Below are 14,928 nucleotides of genomic sequence, written 5' to 3' on the forward strand. Positions count from 1 at the left end.
CCCCACAGGCCGGGCGCCGCCCCAAAAAGCTACAGGCCGGGCAAAGGCAGCCTAGCGCAGAACGTTCCGGCCAGCATAGCGGGCCACGCTGCCCAATTCTTCCTCGATCCGAATCAACTGATTGTATTTGGCCAGCCGGTCGGAACGGGCCAGCGAACCGGTCTTGATCTGGCCGCAATTGGTGGCCACCGCCAGATCCGCAATGGTGGAATCCTCCGTCTCGCCGGAACGGTGGGACATCACCGCCGTATAACCGGCCCGGTGCGCCATTTCCACCGCGTCAAAGGTTTCGGACAGGCTGCCGATCTGGTTCACCTTCACCAGAATGGAGTTCCCCACACCGCGCCGGATACCATCGCCAAGCCGGGCCGGATTGGTGACGAACAGGTCGTCCCCCACAAGCTGCACCTTGTCGCCGATGGCATCCGTCAGGGTTTTCCAGCCGTCCCAGTCATCTTCGTCCATGCCATCCTCAATGGACAGGATGGGATAATTGGACACCATATCCTGCCAGTATTTCACCATGCCGTCGCTATCGAGGGTCTGCCCCTCCCCTTTCAGGTGATAGCTGCCATCCTCGCAGAATTCGGTGGCCGCCGCATCCAGCGCCAGCATGATATCGTCGCCCGGCTTGTAACCCGCCTGCTCAATGGCGGTCATCACATAATCCAACGCATCGCGCGTGCCCTTCACATTGGGGGCAAAGCCGCCCTCGTCGCCAACGCTCGTGTTCAGGCCGTTCTTTTTCAGCAGCGCCTTCAGGGTATGGAATATTTCCGAGCCGGTGCGCACCGCCTCCGACAGGGAGGGCGCCCCCACCGGCATAATCATGAATTCCTGCACATCGATGGGATTGTCCGCGTGCTCGCCGCCATTGATGATGTTCATCATCGGCACGGGCAGCACATGGGCGCGTGGCCCGCCCAGATAACGATAGAGCGGCAGGCCCAGCCCGTCCGCGCTGGCCCGCGCCAGTCCAAGGGACACACCGAGAATGGCGTTGGCGCCCAGCCGTCCCTTGTTTTCGGTGCCGTCCAGATCCCGCATCGCCTGATCGAGCGCAAGTTGATCCTCACCGTCCAGGCCCACCAGCGCATCCCGGATTTCGCCGTTGACCGAATCCACGGCCTTGCGCACGCCCTTGCCCTTGTAGCGGTCCTTGTCCCCGTCTCTCAACTCCACCGCCTCATAGGCACCGGTGGAGGCACCGCTCGGCACCGCCGCGCGACCAAAGCCGCCGTCTTCCAGCAGGATATCCACTTCCACCGTGGGATTGCCGCGACTGTCCAGAATTTCCCGGCCAAGAATATCAAGGATTGCACTCATTCGACTTGCCCCTATTGTCCATCCGCGCGCCAGTCCGACGGCGCCACATGCGCCGCCAGCCTGCGTCAGTTCCTGTGTGGGAGTGTTACCGCGTGCATCCGGCACCTTCAAGCGCCGAGGCCCCGCAGATGGGACAAAAAAGGGTTTCACCTGAAACCGGCCACCGCAGCGGATGCGTGGAACCGCGCGCGATCAGAAGACCGGCTGAAAGGGCTCTTTCAGGTCATAGCGATCCGCCAGTTCATAAAAAATCTGGCGACGCCGGGTCTCCAGATCGCCGGGCAGGGTTTCGCCGCGCCGATGGTACACCTTCAACGCCATGATGATTTCCTGCTGAAGGCGCGACAGCATCAGGCGCTTTTCCCGGCTTTCCGGCTGATGGCGCATCCGAATGGCAATCTCGTGCAGATCAGCGGTCACGCTGAGCGGCGTCCATAGCGGCTTGCCCTCAACCAGTTTGCGCATATCGCGCAGGGCATCTCGCAGCGCACGCCATTCCATCCGGCCCCCCTCGGCCATCAGGCGCCCCGCCAAGACCCGCAATTCCGCCTCGACACCCGCCTCGTCTCCGCCGATATGGCGCGCCAGAGCACGGGCACGCTCGAAATAGCCATTGGCAGCCGCGCTCGCCCCCACATGATCGGTGGCAATGGCAGCCTGCATCAATAAGGCGAGACGCTCCTGGCGATCCAGTTCGGGAAACAGACGGGGAATAGCGCGCTTCCACAGCGCGGCGGTCTCCGCCGGATCGCGCTTGCTGGTGGCGGAGGCTCGTGCCGATAGCAGAAGCAGCCTTCCGGCCATGGGAGAGTCGTCATCGAAATACCGATCATGCACCTTGAGCGTCGCCAATATGGCGCCCCGGTGGTCGGCAAGAGTCGCCAGCGGCGCGCCCTCGAACCGCCCCAGGGTCTGGCGCACCCTGGCTGTTACCTCTGCCTTGCGCTCCGCCAGTTTGCGGGCCGCTTCAGCGGCTTCACGCTCCTGCTTTTCCCGCGCGCGACGCTCGGCATCGCTTTCCTGCGCCGCAGCCTCATTCGCCGCCTGTCCAGAGGCACTGCCCGCCGCCTGAGACGCGGCGGCCTGGGCGCTCTGCGATACGTTCAGAACAATGCCCAGCAGCCTGAGCACCAGAAGGCACAGGGCAAGAATGCCCAGAATGGACAGCAGGGATGCAGGCCTGATGATCAGTTTGCGCATGATTTCCGCCTCGGAGCCAAGAGTGTCGGGTCTTCGCACCAAGGTCAAGCAAGATCGATGCCGAATTAATGGAGTCGGTCAGGTCAACAGAAGAAACGCTGCATCAGACCAGACGGCTCTGATGCACCGCCGCTTCGATGAAACTCCCAAACAGGGGGTGCGGCTCGAAAGGCTTCGACTTCAGTTCCGGGTGGAATTGCACGCCGATATACCAGGGGTGATCGGGCAGCTCCAGAATTTCGGGCAGTTGCCCATCGGGACTCATGCCCGAAAACAGCACGCCTGCCGCCTCAAGCTGATCCTTATAGCCGATATTCACCTCATAGCGGTGGCGGTGACGCTCCGAAATCTCCCGCGCGCCATATATTTCGGCCACTTTGGATTCATCCCTCAAATTGGCCGGATAGGCACCAAGCCGCATGGTGCCGCCCAGATCGCCCGCGCGGTCCCGCCGCTCGATGCGGCCATCCTCCCGCAGCCATTCGGTGATCAGCCCCACCACGGGGTCGGTCGGCTCCCCGAATTCGGTGGACCCGGCGCCGGCTATCCCGGCCAGATGGCGCGCCGCTTCCACGGTCGCCATCTGCATCCCAAGACATATGCCGAAGAAAGGCACCTTGTGTTCCCGCGCAAAGCGGGCAGCGGCAATCTTGCCCTCGGTACCGCGCTTGCCAAACCCGCCCGGAATCAGGATTCCGTGCACGTTTTCCAATTGCTGCAGGGCGTCTTCCTGCTCGAAAAGCTCGGACTCGATCCATTCGATCCGAACCTTCACCCGATTGGCGATGCCGCCGTGATTGATCGCCTCGGTCAGGGACTTGTAGGCATCCTGCAAGCCGGTATATTTGCCCACCACCGCAATGGTGACCTCGCCTTCCGGCTCCTTGATACGGCCAACGATATCTTCCCAACGGGCCAGATCCGGCTTCTGCGAATGCGCGAGCCCGAAGGAGCGCAGCACCTCCGTATCAAGCCCTTCCGCATGATAGGAAATCGGCACTTCATAAATGGTGGATACGTCCAGCGCCGGGATCACGGCGGTTTCCGGCACGTTACAGAAAAGCGACATCTTCTTGCGCTCGGAATCCGGGATCGGGTGTTCCGAGCGGCAGACCAGTATGTCCGGCTGAATGCCGATGGAGCGCAGTTCCTTCACGCTGTGCTGGGTGGGCTTGGTCTTGAGTTCGCCCGCCGCGGCCAGGAATGGCACCAGGGTCAGATGTATGAAAATCGCCCGGCCCCGGCCCAGTTCGACGGATAGCTGGCGAAACGCCTCCATGAAGGGCATGGCCTCGATGTCGCCCGCGGTGCCGCCGATCTCGCACAGGATGAAATCGATGCCGTCCGCTTCGGCGGTGGCGAATTCCTTGATGGCGTCGGTCACATGCGGGATCACCTGAACCGTCCCGCCCAGATAATCGCCGCGCCGTTCCTTCTGGATGATCTGCTGATAGATGCGGCCCGATGTGACGTTGTCGCTCTGACGGGAAGGCACGCCGGTAAAGCGCTCATAATGGCCCAGGTCCAGATCGGTTTCCGCCCCGTCGTCGGTAACGTACACTTCCCCGTGCTGATAGGGGCTCATGGTGCCGGGGTCCACATTGAGATAGGGGTCCAGCTTGCGCAGTCGCACGCTGTAGCCGCGCGCCTGAAGCAGGGCCCCGAGAGACGCGGACAAAAGCCCCTTGCCCAGGGAGGATACAACCCCGCCCGTGATGAAGATGAAACGTGTCATATCTGCCACCTGATCAGATCGGCCACACCCGGCCCGGAAGCGCGGGAACGCCCCTGGCGAACCGCACGTACAAAGACATCACAAGAATGAAGACCGCGCCGGGAACCCGCGCGGAACGGGTCAACCGCCGCCTTCGTCTTCCGGCAGGGTCGGCATGTCGGGCAGTTGATTGCCCTCTTCCTTCTTGTTTTCCTTGGCTTTTTCCTCAGCCTGTTCCAGCACGGAACCAACGCCGTCATCACGGTTGGCCGCCAGCCAGCCCAGCGCCAGGGAATTGGCGATGAACACCACGGCCAGCCATTTGGTGGTGGTGGACAGCACATCCGCGGGCTTGCGCGCGCTTGTCATGCCGCCCTGACCGCCGCTGCCGCCGCCGATGCCGAGCGCGCCACCCTCGGAACGCTGCATCAGGATCAGCGCCACCATGGCAATGGCCACGATCAGATGAATGGAAAGAAGTACCGCCTGCATGTTTCTGCCCCTGGCAAAGTGCTCAAGCCCGGCCCGGCTCGGAGCCCGGCTTGGTCGTACCTGTCTTCAAAGTGCGGCTTCTAGCCCATGGCGCCCCGGTTGGGCAAGGGAAAATCCCGGCCTGCCCCGCCGCGCCCCCTATTCGGCGACGGCACGGGCCCCGTCGATAATGGCCAGAAAATCCGCCGCCTTCAAGCTGGCACCGCCCACCAGGAAGCCGCCCACATCATCGGCGATGATCAGGCCCGCCGCATTGTCCGGCTTGACCGAGCCGCCATACAGCACCGGCACCGACGCCGCCGCCTGCCCGAAGCGCGCCATCAAAGCGGCCCGCACATGGCGATGCATGGCGCTGACATCCGCCACGTCAGCGGTGCGCCCGGTGCCGATCGCCCAGACCGGTTCATAGGCGATCACCAGCCGTTCCATCGCCATGCCATGGGGCAGGCTGCGGTCAAGCTGATCGCTCACCGTGGCTTCGGCCCGGCCCGCTTCCCGCTCGGCCAGTGTCTCACCCACGCAGACAATGGGAACAAGCCCGGCGCCCAGCGCGGCCCGCACCTGGGCGGCGACGGTCTCACTGGTCTCGCCATGATCGCTGCGCCGCTCGGAATGGCCCACGATCACATATACGGCGCCCAGATCGCGCACCATGGCGGCGGAAACATCGCCGGTATGCGCACCGCTCTCGGCCACATGGCAGGTCTGGGCTCCCACGGCCACGGGGGTGTCGGCCAACCGGGCCGCGATCCGGTCGATCAGGGTGAACGGGGGGCAAAGCGCCACGCCCACGGCATCGCCAGCGGCGCGCGCCACACCGCGGGCCAGGGCTTCCACTTCCGGCAGGATCGCCCGTGTCCCGTTCATTTTCCAGTTGCCCACGACCAATGGTCTTGCCGCCATCACCAGATCCCCCGCATATCTTTCCCACCCGGACAATGCCGGTTGTCCGTGTGGTTATGCCATGGGCCGAAAGAACTGTCATCACCCTGCCCGTTCCTGTGTGAAATCCGCCCGCACGCTTGGGGTTGCCGCGCCGGGGTCCTCTCACTATGATGCGCGCCCAAATCCCGGGCGGCGGCTTGTGTCGATCCGGCTTCATCTCAGCTTTTCCGGCCATTGGGGCCGGGAGAGACCCGGTCTTCAGGGAGCTCAGACCATGCTGCTGAAAATGCGCGGCGGACTCGATTCCATCTTTGTCACCCTGCTGCTTGGCGTGCTTATCGCCGCCTTCGCCATCTGGGGGATCGGCCCCGGCATACTGAGCGGCGTGGGCGATGAAGTGGCCACGGTGGGGGAGCGGGAAATCCCCGCCGATCAATATGCCCGCCGCCTGCGGCAGCGCGTGCAGGACATTCAGGGCCGCGTCGGCGGCGAGATGAATGCCGAGCAGATCATACAGACCTTCCAGCTTGATCAGCAGGTGCTGCGCCAGATGGTGGCGGAAACCGCCGTGGGCGAGCATACCCGGTCGCTGGGAATGCGCGCCACGGATCGGGAAGTGGCGGAGCAACTGGCCTCGTTCGATGCCTTCACCCTGCCCGACGGCACGCTGAGCCGGGAAATGATGCGGCAGGCCCTGCGCGGCGCGGGCCTGACGGAAAAAGACTTCATCCGCGACCTGCGGCGCTCGCTGGCGCAAAGCCAACTGGTGCAAAGCATGGCCGCCGCCGCCCCGCAGCCGCGCCTGTTGGCGGAAAAGCTCTATCGCTGGCGGGAGGAGCGGCGCTTTGCCACGCTGATCAACCTGCCCGCCGACGCCGTGGAGTCCGTACCGGAGCCGGATGAAGAGAATATCAAGACCTATTACGAATCCAACAAGCAGGCCTATCGATCCGACGAACAACGCTCCTACAGCTATGTGCTGCTCACGCCCCGGCGCTTCATGGATGATGTGACGGTGGATGAAGAAGACCTGAAAGCGGCCTATGATGCCCGCTATGATGAATTCATCGACCCGGAGCTGCGCTTTGTCCGGCAGGTGAGCCTTGAGAGCCGCGAACAGGCGGAGCAGTTTATCGAAAAGGTGGAACAGGGCGCGGACTTCACCGAAACCGCCGCTGACATGACCGCCTTTTCCAAAGATGAAATCGCGCTGGGTGACCTGACCCGCGACGACCTCGCCACCGATTTCAGCGAGACCGCCGCGGACGCCGTGTTCGACCTGGAAAGCGGCGGCCTGACCCGCCCCATGGAAGGGCTGGCGGGCTGGGATGTCTTTCAGGTGGGGGAAATCACGCCCGGCACCACCCAGACCCTGGACGAGGTGCGCGACACCCTGAAGCAGGACATCAAGCGCGAAAACGCCATCGATACCATGTTCGACTTCCTGCCAAAGCTGGAAGACGCGGTGGCGATGGAAGGTGATCTTGCCAAGGCCGCGGAAAAGGTGGGGCTGGAAGTGGCGCGGGTCGATAGTGTCACCCGGCGCGGGCTGGGCCCGGACGGGGCACGCAAGCTGACCGATCCCACCGAGTTCCGCATTCTCGCCAAAGCCTGGCAGGATATGCATGTGGATGATGCCCCGCGCCTTTTCGATGTGGATTCCTCCAACGCCGAACAGGGCCTGTTCATGCTGGACCTGAAACAGGTCACGCCGCCCGCGGAAAAGCCGCTGGATCAGGTACGGGAAACCGTCATCCGTGACTGGAAAGACCAGAAGCGGCAGGAAAAGGCCGGGCTTTTGGCAGAAACCGCTCTGGAGCGGCTGAAAAAAGGCGAATCCGCCGAGGAAATCGCCGCGGACATGGGCGGTACCTCGTTCGAAGCCAAGGCCGTGACCCGTACCGCGCGCAGCGAAAATACCAGCCTGTCCCGGAATATCCGTGCCCTGATCTATGATCTCGGCGACGGTGAAGCCGGGCTGGAACGAGCGGCCGATGGCAACGGCTATGTGGTCGTGCGCGTGGATGACGTGCGCCCCGGCGATCCGCTCGCCGATGTGGCGGCGGTGGACGCGCTGCACGACCAGTTGCGGGACTCCTTCGCCGATGACCTTCTGCGCCAGTATCAGGATACGCTGCTGGACCGCTTTGAGCCCACCGTGAACCAGGCCATGATCGATCAGGTGGTGGACGTGCAGACCGGTGGCGCCCCCACGCGCTGACCTTGTGCATTGAAGGAGACAGACGTGGACGCCTCCACTTCCGCCATTGACGGACCTGGCCGTGGCCCGGATCGCGCTTATGCACTGGACACCCTGGCCGCGGGCCGGCCAGTGGTATGGTGGCGCACGCTTGTGGCGGACCTGGACACGCCGGTATCCGCCTATCTGAAGCTATCGGCGGGGGAGCGGTTCAGTTGCCTGCTCGAATCCGTCGAAGGCGGTGATACCCGTGGCCGCTATTCCATCATCGGCCTTGCGCCCGACGTGATCTGGCGGGTGCGTGGCACATCGGCGGAAATCTGCCGACAGGTTCCGCAGGATGGCGGCGCCATCGCCTTCACCCCGCAGGATACACCACCGCTGGATGCCCTGCGCGCACTGGAAGCGGAAAGCCGCATCGACCTGCCGGACCATCTGCCCCCCATGGCGGCGGGCATGGCGGGCTATATGGGCTATGACATGGTGCGGCAGATGGAGCGGCTCGGCTCGGCGCCGCCCGCCGATCTGGACACGCCGGACGCCCTGTTCATCCGCCCAACCATAATGGCCGTTTTTGACAGCGTGACAAATCTAGTCACCCTGGTCACACCGATCCGCGCCGCGGCTTCCGGCGCTGACCCGAAAAAACTGATCACGGAAGCCGAGAGCCGGATCGCAACCATGATCCAACGGCTGGATGCGCCGATCCCCACCGGTCCCGCTTCCCCCGCGCCGCCCTCACGGCTGGACGCGGTGAGCAATACCGGCCCTGATCGCTATGGCCGGATGGTGCAAGCGGCGCAGGAACATATTCTGGCCGGGGATATCTTTCAGGTGGTGCTGAGCCAGCGCTTCACCATGCCGTTCGCCCTGCCCCCGTTCAGCCTGTACCGGGCGCTGAGGCGCCTCAATCCGTCGCCCTTCATGTATCACCTGTCGTTCGACGATCTGGCGATTGTGGGGTCCAGCCCGGAAATCCTGGTGCGGCTCAGGGACAATGAAGTAACGATCCGCCCCATTGCCGGCACCCGCAAGCGCGGTCAGAACCGGGAGGAGGACGCGGCACTGGCCAGGGATCTGCTGAGCGACCCCAAGGAACTGTCCGAACATCTGATGCTGCTGGATCTGGGCCGGAATGATGTGGGCCGCGTGGCCGAGCCGGGCAGCGTGCGGGTCACGGCACGCAACACCATCGAATACTATTCCCATGTGATGCACATCGTCTCCAATGTGGTGGGGCAGTTGCGGGCGGGCTGCGATGCCATTGACGCGCTCGCCGCCGGGTTCCCGGCGGGCACCGTTTCCGGCGCGCCCAAGGTGAAAGCCATGGAGATCATCGACTCTCTGGAAGTGAATGCACGCGGCGTCTATGCGGGCAGCGTCGGCTATTTCAGCGCCAATGGCAGCATGGACAGCGCCATTGTCCTGCGCACCGCCATTTTGAAGGATGGCAAAATGCATGTACAGGCAGGCGCCGGCATTGTGGCGGATAGCGACCCCGCCGCCGAACAGCAGGAATGTGAAAACAAGGCGCGGGCACTGGTGGCGGCGGCACGGGAGGCCCTGCGCTTTGCCCGGTCCAACCGGGGCTAGTCCCCGCCGATCGTTACCGTCACCGCCCCGGCACCCGGCGCGCCCCATTTGCCCCGTTTGATCCGTTCACAAGGTCGGATCGGCGCGTTTCCATCCGGTGATGAATAACCTGGGACAGGGGCACCAGCACAAATCCCCGGTCACTCAGGCCGTCCCGCCAGGCATTCAGCACTTTCAGCGTCACCGGATAGGGGTGGCCGATGGCGATGGCCTGACCATGCTCGGCGGCGATCGCCTCCGCCTTGGCCAACTGGCCGCGTATATAGGCGGCATCCTTCCGGTTATCCAGAAACACATCCCGCGTCGCCGCCGGTACGTGCAGGGAATCCGCCGAATCCAGGGCCCGGCTTTCCGGCGTGGTGCGGCTGTCCAGAAAATAGACACCGCGCCGTTTCAACGCGGCCATAAGGCGGTCCATCCGGCCACGATTTTCGGTCAACAGGCTGCCCATATGGTTATTGACCCCGGCAAAACCCTCAAAGCGGGACAGGTTCCATCGCAGGTCCCGGTCGAAGTCGGCACCGCTCTGGCCCATGCGCAACACATGCGGGCCGGGATTGACCGCCGCGCTCTTGGGCTGCATGGGCAGATGCACCATCAGTTCATGGCCCGCGGCGGCCAGTTTTTCTGTCTGGTCGGGCAGCCCGTCCGCATATGGCAGAAAAGCCAGCGTATACGGGCCCGGCATCCGGGCCAGTCGCCGTGCGGCGCGGGTGCTCAGGCCCAGATCGTCAATCACCACGGCCACGCGCGGGCGGTCACCGCCGTCCCAGAATGCCTGAAACCGCCGCCAGGGGGGCGGCTGATCCGCTTGTGGCGCCGCGTCTTCAAGCTCCGATGGCGGCGCGGGTGCCTCAATCTCAGCCGCATCCGGGTCATTCCCGTCAATGGGCACGGCGCCGCGCATGTCTTCAAGGATGGCGCGCGTGTCCGGGTCTCTCTGTTCCGCGACTCCGTCCGCTCTGCCCTTGTCCGGCGTGATCCGCACCGTGTCCGTGGCGATCACATAGATCAGCCCCACCGTGATCACCACCACCACGGCGCCATATCCCATGGCGGCATAGCGCAGCCAGCGGGACCGCGCCGAACCCTTGGCACCATTCGTCGGCACCTGCCCCCGCGCCTTTCGCCCGCGCGCAGACACAGGCTTGCGGCGCGCGGCCTGTCGCCCTTTATTGTGCGTTTTCTCCGGCTTTCCCGCCACGGGGCCTGCCTCCCGGATTGTGTACCATGGGGCATCACGCCCCCGACCACCCACACTATCGCCCGGCCCAAACATTGACAACGGGCGCAAAAGCCGCAATCTCCGCCGGGTAAGTCATGTGGAAAGGCGTGCTTTTCCGCTCAGTCCCCGTCGCCCTGTAGCGAGAACCGGCCATGATCCTTCTGATCGATAATTATGACAGCTTCACCTATAATTTGTTTCATTACATCAAGGAACTGGGGGTGGATGTCAGGGTTTTTCGCAATGATGCCATCAGTGTGGACGACGCGCTGGCCCTGCGCCCCGCCGGCGTGGTGTTGTCGCCCGGCCCCTCGGACCCCGACCATGCCGGCATCTGTCTGGACATGGTGCACGCCGCCGCGGATCATCGCTTGCCGCTTTTGGGGGTCTGTCTTGGCCATCAGGCCATTGGTCAGGCTTTTGGCGGCCAGGTGACGCGGGCGGATCGGGTCATGCATGGCAAGACCAGCCCGATCCGGCACAAGGGAAAGGGCGTGTTTGCCGGTCTGGAAAACCCCTTTACCGCCACCCGGTATCACAGCCTGGTGGTGGCACGGGAAAGCCTGCCCAAATGCCTGACCATTACGGCTGAAAGCGCCGATGACGGCCTGATCATGGGCTTGCAACATAAAAAGCTGCCGATTCACGGGGTCCAGTTCCACCCGGAAAGCATCGCCAGCGAACACGGCCATGCCCTGCTGAAGAATTTCTGCTCGCTGCTGCCCAAGCCGGAGGCCGCGTGATGAGTCTGGTGCCCTGCCTTGCCAGACTGGCCGACGGCGCGACGCTGACCGCCGAAGAGGCGGAAGACGCCTTCGAGACCATCATGTCCGGCACCGCCGACCTGGCCCAGATGGGCGCCTTTCTGATGGCGCTGCGCCTGCGCGGCGAAACCGTCCCCGAAGTGGTGGGCGGCGCCAGGGTGCTGCGCCAAAAGGCGGACCATGTGCCCGCCCCCGCCGATGTGGTGGATACATGCGGCACCGGCGGCGACGGCCTTGGCACCTATAATATTTCCACCGCCGCCGCCCTCGTGGCATCCGCGGCGGGCGTGCCGGTGGCCAAGCATGGCAACCGTTCGGTATCCTCCCGATCCGGTTCGGCGGATGTATTGCAGGCCCTTGGCGCCGATCTGGAAATGCCGGTGGCACGCCACGGCGAGAGCCTGAAACGCTTCGGCTTCACCTTCATGTTCGCGCCCAGCCATCATCGTGCCATGCGCCATGTGGCGCCGGTGCGCGCATCCCTGAAGCTGCGCAGCATCTTCAACGTGCTTGGCCCGCTGGCCAACCCGGCGGGGGCAAAGCGGCAGGTGCTGGGGGTGTATAACGTCCGCTGGCTGGACCTGATGGCGGAAACGCTGGCCCGGCTGGGCAGCGAGCATGTGTGGGTCGTCCATGGCAGCGACGGCCTTGACGAGCTGACCACCACCGGCGAAACCCATGTGGCCGAAATGCGCGACGGCGCGGTGCGCCGCTTCACCCTGACCCCGGAAGATGTGGGGCTTGGGCGCACATCACTGGACGCGCTCAAGGGCGGGGACGCGGAAGCGAACGCCACCGCAATTCGTCGCGTTCTTGCCGGGGAACGGATCGCTTTCCGGGATATCGTGCTGCTGAATGCGGGCGCCGCCCTGCATGTGGGCGGCCACGCGCCTACCCTGCGGGACGGTGTGGACCAGGCCCGACAGGTGGTGGACAATGGCCAGGCCGAGGCCCATCTTGCCCATTGGATCGCCTTTACCCGCACATCGGGCGAGCCCCGTGCGGAAGACAGGGAGGGAAACACCCCGTGAGCGCCGCCACCCAACACCGCGACATCCTTGCCGAAATCTGCGCCGAGAAAAGGCGCCATGTGGCCGCGCGTAAGGCGGCGCGCCCCCTGACCTCGGTGGAACAGGCCGCAAGGCAGGCGCCGCCGCCGCGCGGTTTCATCAAAGCGCTTCAGACGGCCCGCAGTAAGGGCGACTATGGCTTCATCTGCGAAATCAAGAAAGCAAGCCCGTCCAAAGGGCTGATCCGGCCCGATTTCGAGCCGTCGGCACTGGCCAGAGCCTATCAGGCCGGTGGTGCAAGCTGCCTGTCCGTTCTGACTGACGAACCTTACTTTCAGGGCGCGGATGCTTATCTCGGCGAGGCGCAAGAGGCCGCCGACCTGCCGGTGCTGCGCAAGGACTTCATGGTGGACCCCTATCAGATCGTCGAAAGCCGGGCACTGGGGGCGGACTGCATATTGCTGATCCTTGCGGCACTTGAGGACCATACCGCGCGAGAGATGGAGGCACGCGCCCATGATCTGGGCATGGATGTGCTGATCGAAGTGCATGACGCGCCGGAAATGCTCAGGGCGCTGGAAATGCGCTCCCCGCTCGTGGGTATCAACAATCGCAACCTGAAAACCATGACCGTCTCGCTGGATACCACCCGCACGCTGGCGCCGATGGCACCGAAGGATCGTATTCTGGTGGCCGAATCCGGGCTCGCCACCCCGGCGGACCTGGCCGCGTGCAGCGCTGTGGGGGCGGATTGCTTCCTGATCGGGGAGACCTTCATGCGAGAGGCGGATGTTGCGGCGGCGGTCAAGGCCCTGCACAGGAAAGGCCCGGCATGAGCGACGATCCCGCACGTCTTACCCATCTGGATGAAACCGGCAAGGCCCGCATGGTGGATGTGGGGGACAAGGCCGTCACCCGCCGCACGGCGCGGGCGCAGGCAGTGGTGCGCATGGCCCCTGAAACGCTTGACGCCATTCAGGCGGGCAATCTGAAAAAGGGCGATGTGCTGGCCACGGCCCGGCTGGCGGGAATCATGGCCGCCAAGCGTACGGACAGCCTGATTCCCCTGTGTCACAGCCTGCCCCTCAGCGCCGTGGACATCCATCTGACGCCGGAGGCGCCCGACCAAATTCGCATTGAGGCCGCGGCCCATGTGGATGCCAGGACCGGCGTGGAGATGGAGGCATTGACCGCCGCGAGCGTGGCCGCGCTGACAATTTACGACATGGCGAAGGCGATTGATCGTGGCATGACGATCACCGACGTTCGCCTGCTGGAGAAACGCGGCGGTGCGTCCGGCGACTTCCGGGCGAAGGAGACCCACAGGCCATGATTCCGTGGGAAGACGCCTTTGAGCGCATGATGGCGGATGTCCGCCCGCTGGAAAGCGAGCGGGTGGCGCTGGCGGCCGCATCGGGGCGGGTTCTGGTGGCGCCTTTGCGCGCCCGTCGGGACCAACCCGCCTTGCCGATGTCGGCCATGGATGGCTATGCGGTGGCGAGCGCCGACCTGTCCGGCGATGAAACCCGTCTGCCACTGACGGGTGAAAGCCGCGCGGGCCGCCCGGCCCCCGCCTTCACACCCGGCACCGCCATGCGCATCTTCACGGGCGCCCCCATGCCTGCGGGAACCGATCAGGTGGTGATTCAGGAAAACGCCATAGCTGAGGGCGATCATGTGCGGCTCGCCGACGGGCCAAACCCCGGTCGTCATGTGCGCGGCGCGGCGATCGACTTCCATCAGGGCGGCACCGTGCTTGAGGCAGGAACCTATCTGACACCGCGAGCCATCGGCCTCGCCGCAGCGGCGGGCCATGACCCCGTGATGGTGCACCGGCAGGCGAGAGTCGCCATTCTGGCAACCGGTGACGAACTGATTGACGCGGGGCAGAATGCCGACCCGCACCAGACCGTGAATTCCAACGCCCCCATGCTGGCCACGCTGTTCACGGACCTGGGCGCTCATGTCTTACCCCCTGAACGTGCGGGGGACCGGATGGACTCCCTCGCGTCCGCCCTGGAAAAAGCGCTCCATGCGGATCTGGTGCTGACCATTGGCGGCGCATCCGTGGGGACCCATGATCTGGTGCGGGGCGCACTGGAACAGGCGGGCGTGGCAATTCATCAACACCGGGTCGCCATGCGCCCCGGCAAACCCGTGATGACCGGGCGCAGGGGCCGCACGCATGTGATCGGCCTGCCGGGCAATCCGGTCTCCGCTTATGTGACGGCGCGGCTGTTCGCCTGCCCGCTGGTGGATCGGCTGATGGGACGCCCGGCGCCGCGCCCGCAGGGCATTGACCTGCCCGTTGCCTGCGCCCTGCCCGCCAATGGCCCGCGCGATCATTTCATACGCGCAGAACTGGTGGGCGAACCCGGTAGCCGCAAGGTGGCGCCTCTCGGCAATCAGGACAGCAGCCTGCTAAGCGTGCTGGCACAGGCGCATGGCCTGCTGCACCGGCCCGCCGGGGCGCCCGCCGTGGAAACAGGTGATCCGGTTCCCTTCCTGCCCCTTTGAAA

General features: G+C 64.5%; 13 protein-coding genes. 7 read left to right on the forward strand and 6 right to left on the reverse strand.

Going from position 1 to position 14,928, the window contains the following annotated elements:
* Positions 1 to 51: 51 nt before the first annotated feature.
* The 5 genes from eno to tpiA all read right to left on the reverse strand — a co-directional run bounded on the left by eno (position 52) and on the right by tpiA (position 5,635).
* Complete coding sequence (gene eno / locus WGH93_RS05685) at positions 52 to 1,326, reverse strand: phosphopyruvate hydratase (protein WP_374763899.1); 1,275 nt, start codon at positions 1,324 to 1,326, stop codon at positions 52 to 54.
* 192 nt (positions 1,327 to 1,518) lie between these two features.
* Positions 1,519 to 2,526 (reverse strand): hypothetical protein, encoded by a 1,008-nt coding sequence (locus WGH93_RS05690; protein ID WP_374763900.1) that lies wholly within the window; start codon positions 2,524 to 2,526, stop codon positions 1,519 to 1,521.
* 103 nt (positions 2,527 to 2,629) lie between these two features.
* Positions 2,630 to 4,261 (reverse strand): CTP synthase, encoded by a 1,632-nt coding sequence (gene pyrG, locus WGH93_RS05695; protein ID WP_374763901.1) that lies wholly within the window; start codon positions 4,259 to 4,261, stop codon positions 2,630 to 2,632.
* Positions 4,262 to 4,381: 120 nt separating this feature from the next.
* A complete protein-coding gene (gene secG, locus WGH93_RS05700; protein ID WP_374763902.1) occupies positions 4,382 to 4,732 on the reverse strand; it encodes a preprotein translocase subunit SecG in 351 nt (116 codons plus the stop codon).
* Positions 4,733 to 4,870: 138 nt separating this feature from the next.
* Positions 4,871 to 5,635 carry a triose-phosphate isomerase gene (gene tpiA, locus WGH93_RS05705; RefSeq protein WP_374763903.1) on the reverse strand — a complete coding sequence of 255 codons (765 nt, stop codon included), beginning with the start codon at positions 5,633 to 5,635 and terminating at the stop codon, positions 4,871 to 4,873.
* A gap of 256 nt (positions 5,636 to 5,891) precedes the next feature.
* Between tpiA and WGH93_RS05710 the strand changes: the two genes are divergently transcribed.
* A complete protein-coding gene (locus WGH93_RS05710; RefSeq protein WP_374763904.1) occupies positions 5,892 to 7,838 on the forward strand; it encodes a SurA N-terminal domain-containing protein in 1,947 nt (648 codons plus the stop codon).
* Between the two features lie 45 nt (positions 7,839 to 7,883).
* Positions 7,884 to 9,410 carry an anthranilate synthase component I gene (gene trpE, locus WGH93_RS05715; protein WP_374764037.1) on the forward strand — a complete coding sequence of 509 codons (1,527 nt, stop codon included), beginning with the start codon at positions 7,884 to 7,886 and terminating at the stop codon, positions 9,408 to 9,410.
* A gap of 19 nt (positions 9,411 to 9,429) precedes the next feature.
* Here the strand turns inward: trpE and WGH93_RS05720 are convergent, their stop codons facing one another.
* Positions 9,430 to 10,521, reverse strand: coding sequence for a divergent polysaccharide deacetylase family protein (locus WGH93_RS05720; protein WP_374763905.1), 1,092 nt, complete (start codon positions 10,519 to 10,521; stop codon positions 9,430 to 9,432).
* A 266-nt stretch (positions 10,522 to 10,787) separates the two neighbouring features.
* Between WGH93_RS05720 and WGH93_RS05725 the strand changes: the two genes are divergently transcribed.
* Genes WGH93_RS05725 through WGH93_RS05745 form a run of 5 tightly spaced genes read left to right on the forward strand, consistent with a single transcriptional unit; the run spans position 10,788 to position 14,926 of the window.
* Complete coding sequence (locus WGH93_RS05725; protein WP_374763906.1) at positions 10,788 to 11,378, forward strand: anthranilate synthase component II; 591 nt, start codon at positions 10,788 to 10,790, stop codon at positions 11,376 to 11,378.
* Complete coding sequence (gene trpD, locus WGH93_RS05730) at positions 11,378 to 12,430, forward strand: anthranilate phosphoribosyltransferase (RefSeq protein WP_374763907.1); 1,053 nt, start codon at positions 11,378 to 11,380, stop codon at positions 12,428 to 12,430. The genes WGH93_RS05725 and trpD overlap by 1 nt, the downstream gene beginning before the upstream one ends.
* On the forward strand, positions 12,427 to 13,245 hold the full coding sequence (gene trpC, locus WGH93_RS05735) for an indole-3-glycerol phosphate synthase TrpC (protein WP_374763908.1): 819 nt from the start codon (positions 12,427 to 12,429) through the stop codon (positions 13,243 to 13,245). The genes trpD and trpC overlap by 4 nt, the downstream gene beginning before the upstream one ends.
* On the forward strand, positions 13,242 to 13,742 hold the full coding sequence (moaC, locus tag WGH93_RS05740) for a cyclic pyranopterin monophosphate synthase MoaC (protein ID WP_374763909.1): 501 nt from the start codon (positions 13,242 to 13,244) through the stop codon (positions 13,740 to 13,742). Before trpC ends, moaC begins: the two co-directional genes overlap by 4 nt.
* A complete protein-coding gene (locus WGH93_RS05745; RefSeq protein ID WP_374763910.1) occupies positions 13,739 to 14,926 on the forward strand; it encodes a molybdopterin molybdotransferase MoeA in 1,188 nt (395 codons plus the stop codon). The genes moaC and WGH93_RS05745 overlap by 4 nt, the downstream gene beginning before the upstream one ends.
* Positions 14,927 to 14,928 lie beyond the last annotated feature (2 nt).

The organism is Yunchengibacter salinarum (assembly GCF_037658235.1).
GTDB classification, from domain to species: Bacteria; Pseudomonadota; Alphaproteobacteria; order Sphingomonadales; family Kordiimonadaceae; genus Yunchengibacter; species Yunchengibacter salinarum.

Excerpts from the sequence above, each read along its gene's own strand:
- eno (WP_374763899.1), bottom strand. The coding sequence starts at position 1,326 with ATGAGTGCAATCCTTGATATTCTTGGCCGGGAAATTCTGGACAGTCGC.
- WGH93_RS05690 (WP_374763900.1), bottom strand. The coding sequence starts at position 2,526 with ATGCGCAAACTGATCATCAGGCCTGCATCCCTGCTGTCCATTCTGGGC.
- pyrG (WP_374763901.1), bottom strand. The coding sequence starts at position 4,261 with ATGACACGTTTCATCTTCATCACGGGCGGGGTTGTATCCTCCCTGGGC.
- secG (WP_374763902.1), bottom strand. The coding sequence starts at position 4,732 with ATGCAGGCGGTACTTCTTTCCATTCATCTGATCGTGGCCATTGCCATG.
- tpiA (WP_374763903.1), bottom strand. The coding sequence starts at position 5,635 with ATGGCGGCAAGACCATTGGTCGTGGGCAACTGGAAAATGAACGGGACA.
- WGH93_RS05710 (WP_374763904.1), top strand. The coding sequence starts at position 5,892 with ATGCTGCTGAAAATGCGCGGCGGACTCGATTCCATCTTTGTCACCCTG.
- WGH93_RS05725 (WP_374763906.1), top strand. The coding sequence starts at position 10,788 with ATGATCCTTCTGATCGATAATTATGACAGCTTCACCTATAATTTGTTT.
- trpD (WP_374763907.1), top strand. The coding sequence starts at position 11,378 with ATGAGTCTGGTGCCCTGCCTTGCCAGACTGGCCGACGGCGCGACGCTG.
- moaC (WP_374763909.1), top strand. The coding sequence starts at position 13,242 with ATGAGCGACGATCCCGCACGTCTTACCCATCTGGATGAAACCGGCAAG.
- WGH93_RS05745 (WP_374763910.1), top strand. The coding sequence starts at position 13,739 with ATGATTCCGTGGGAAGACGCCTTTGAGCGCATGATGGCGGATGTCCGC.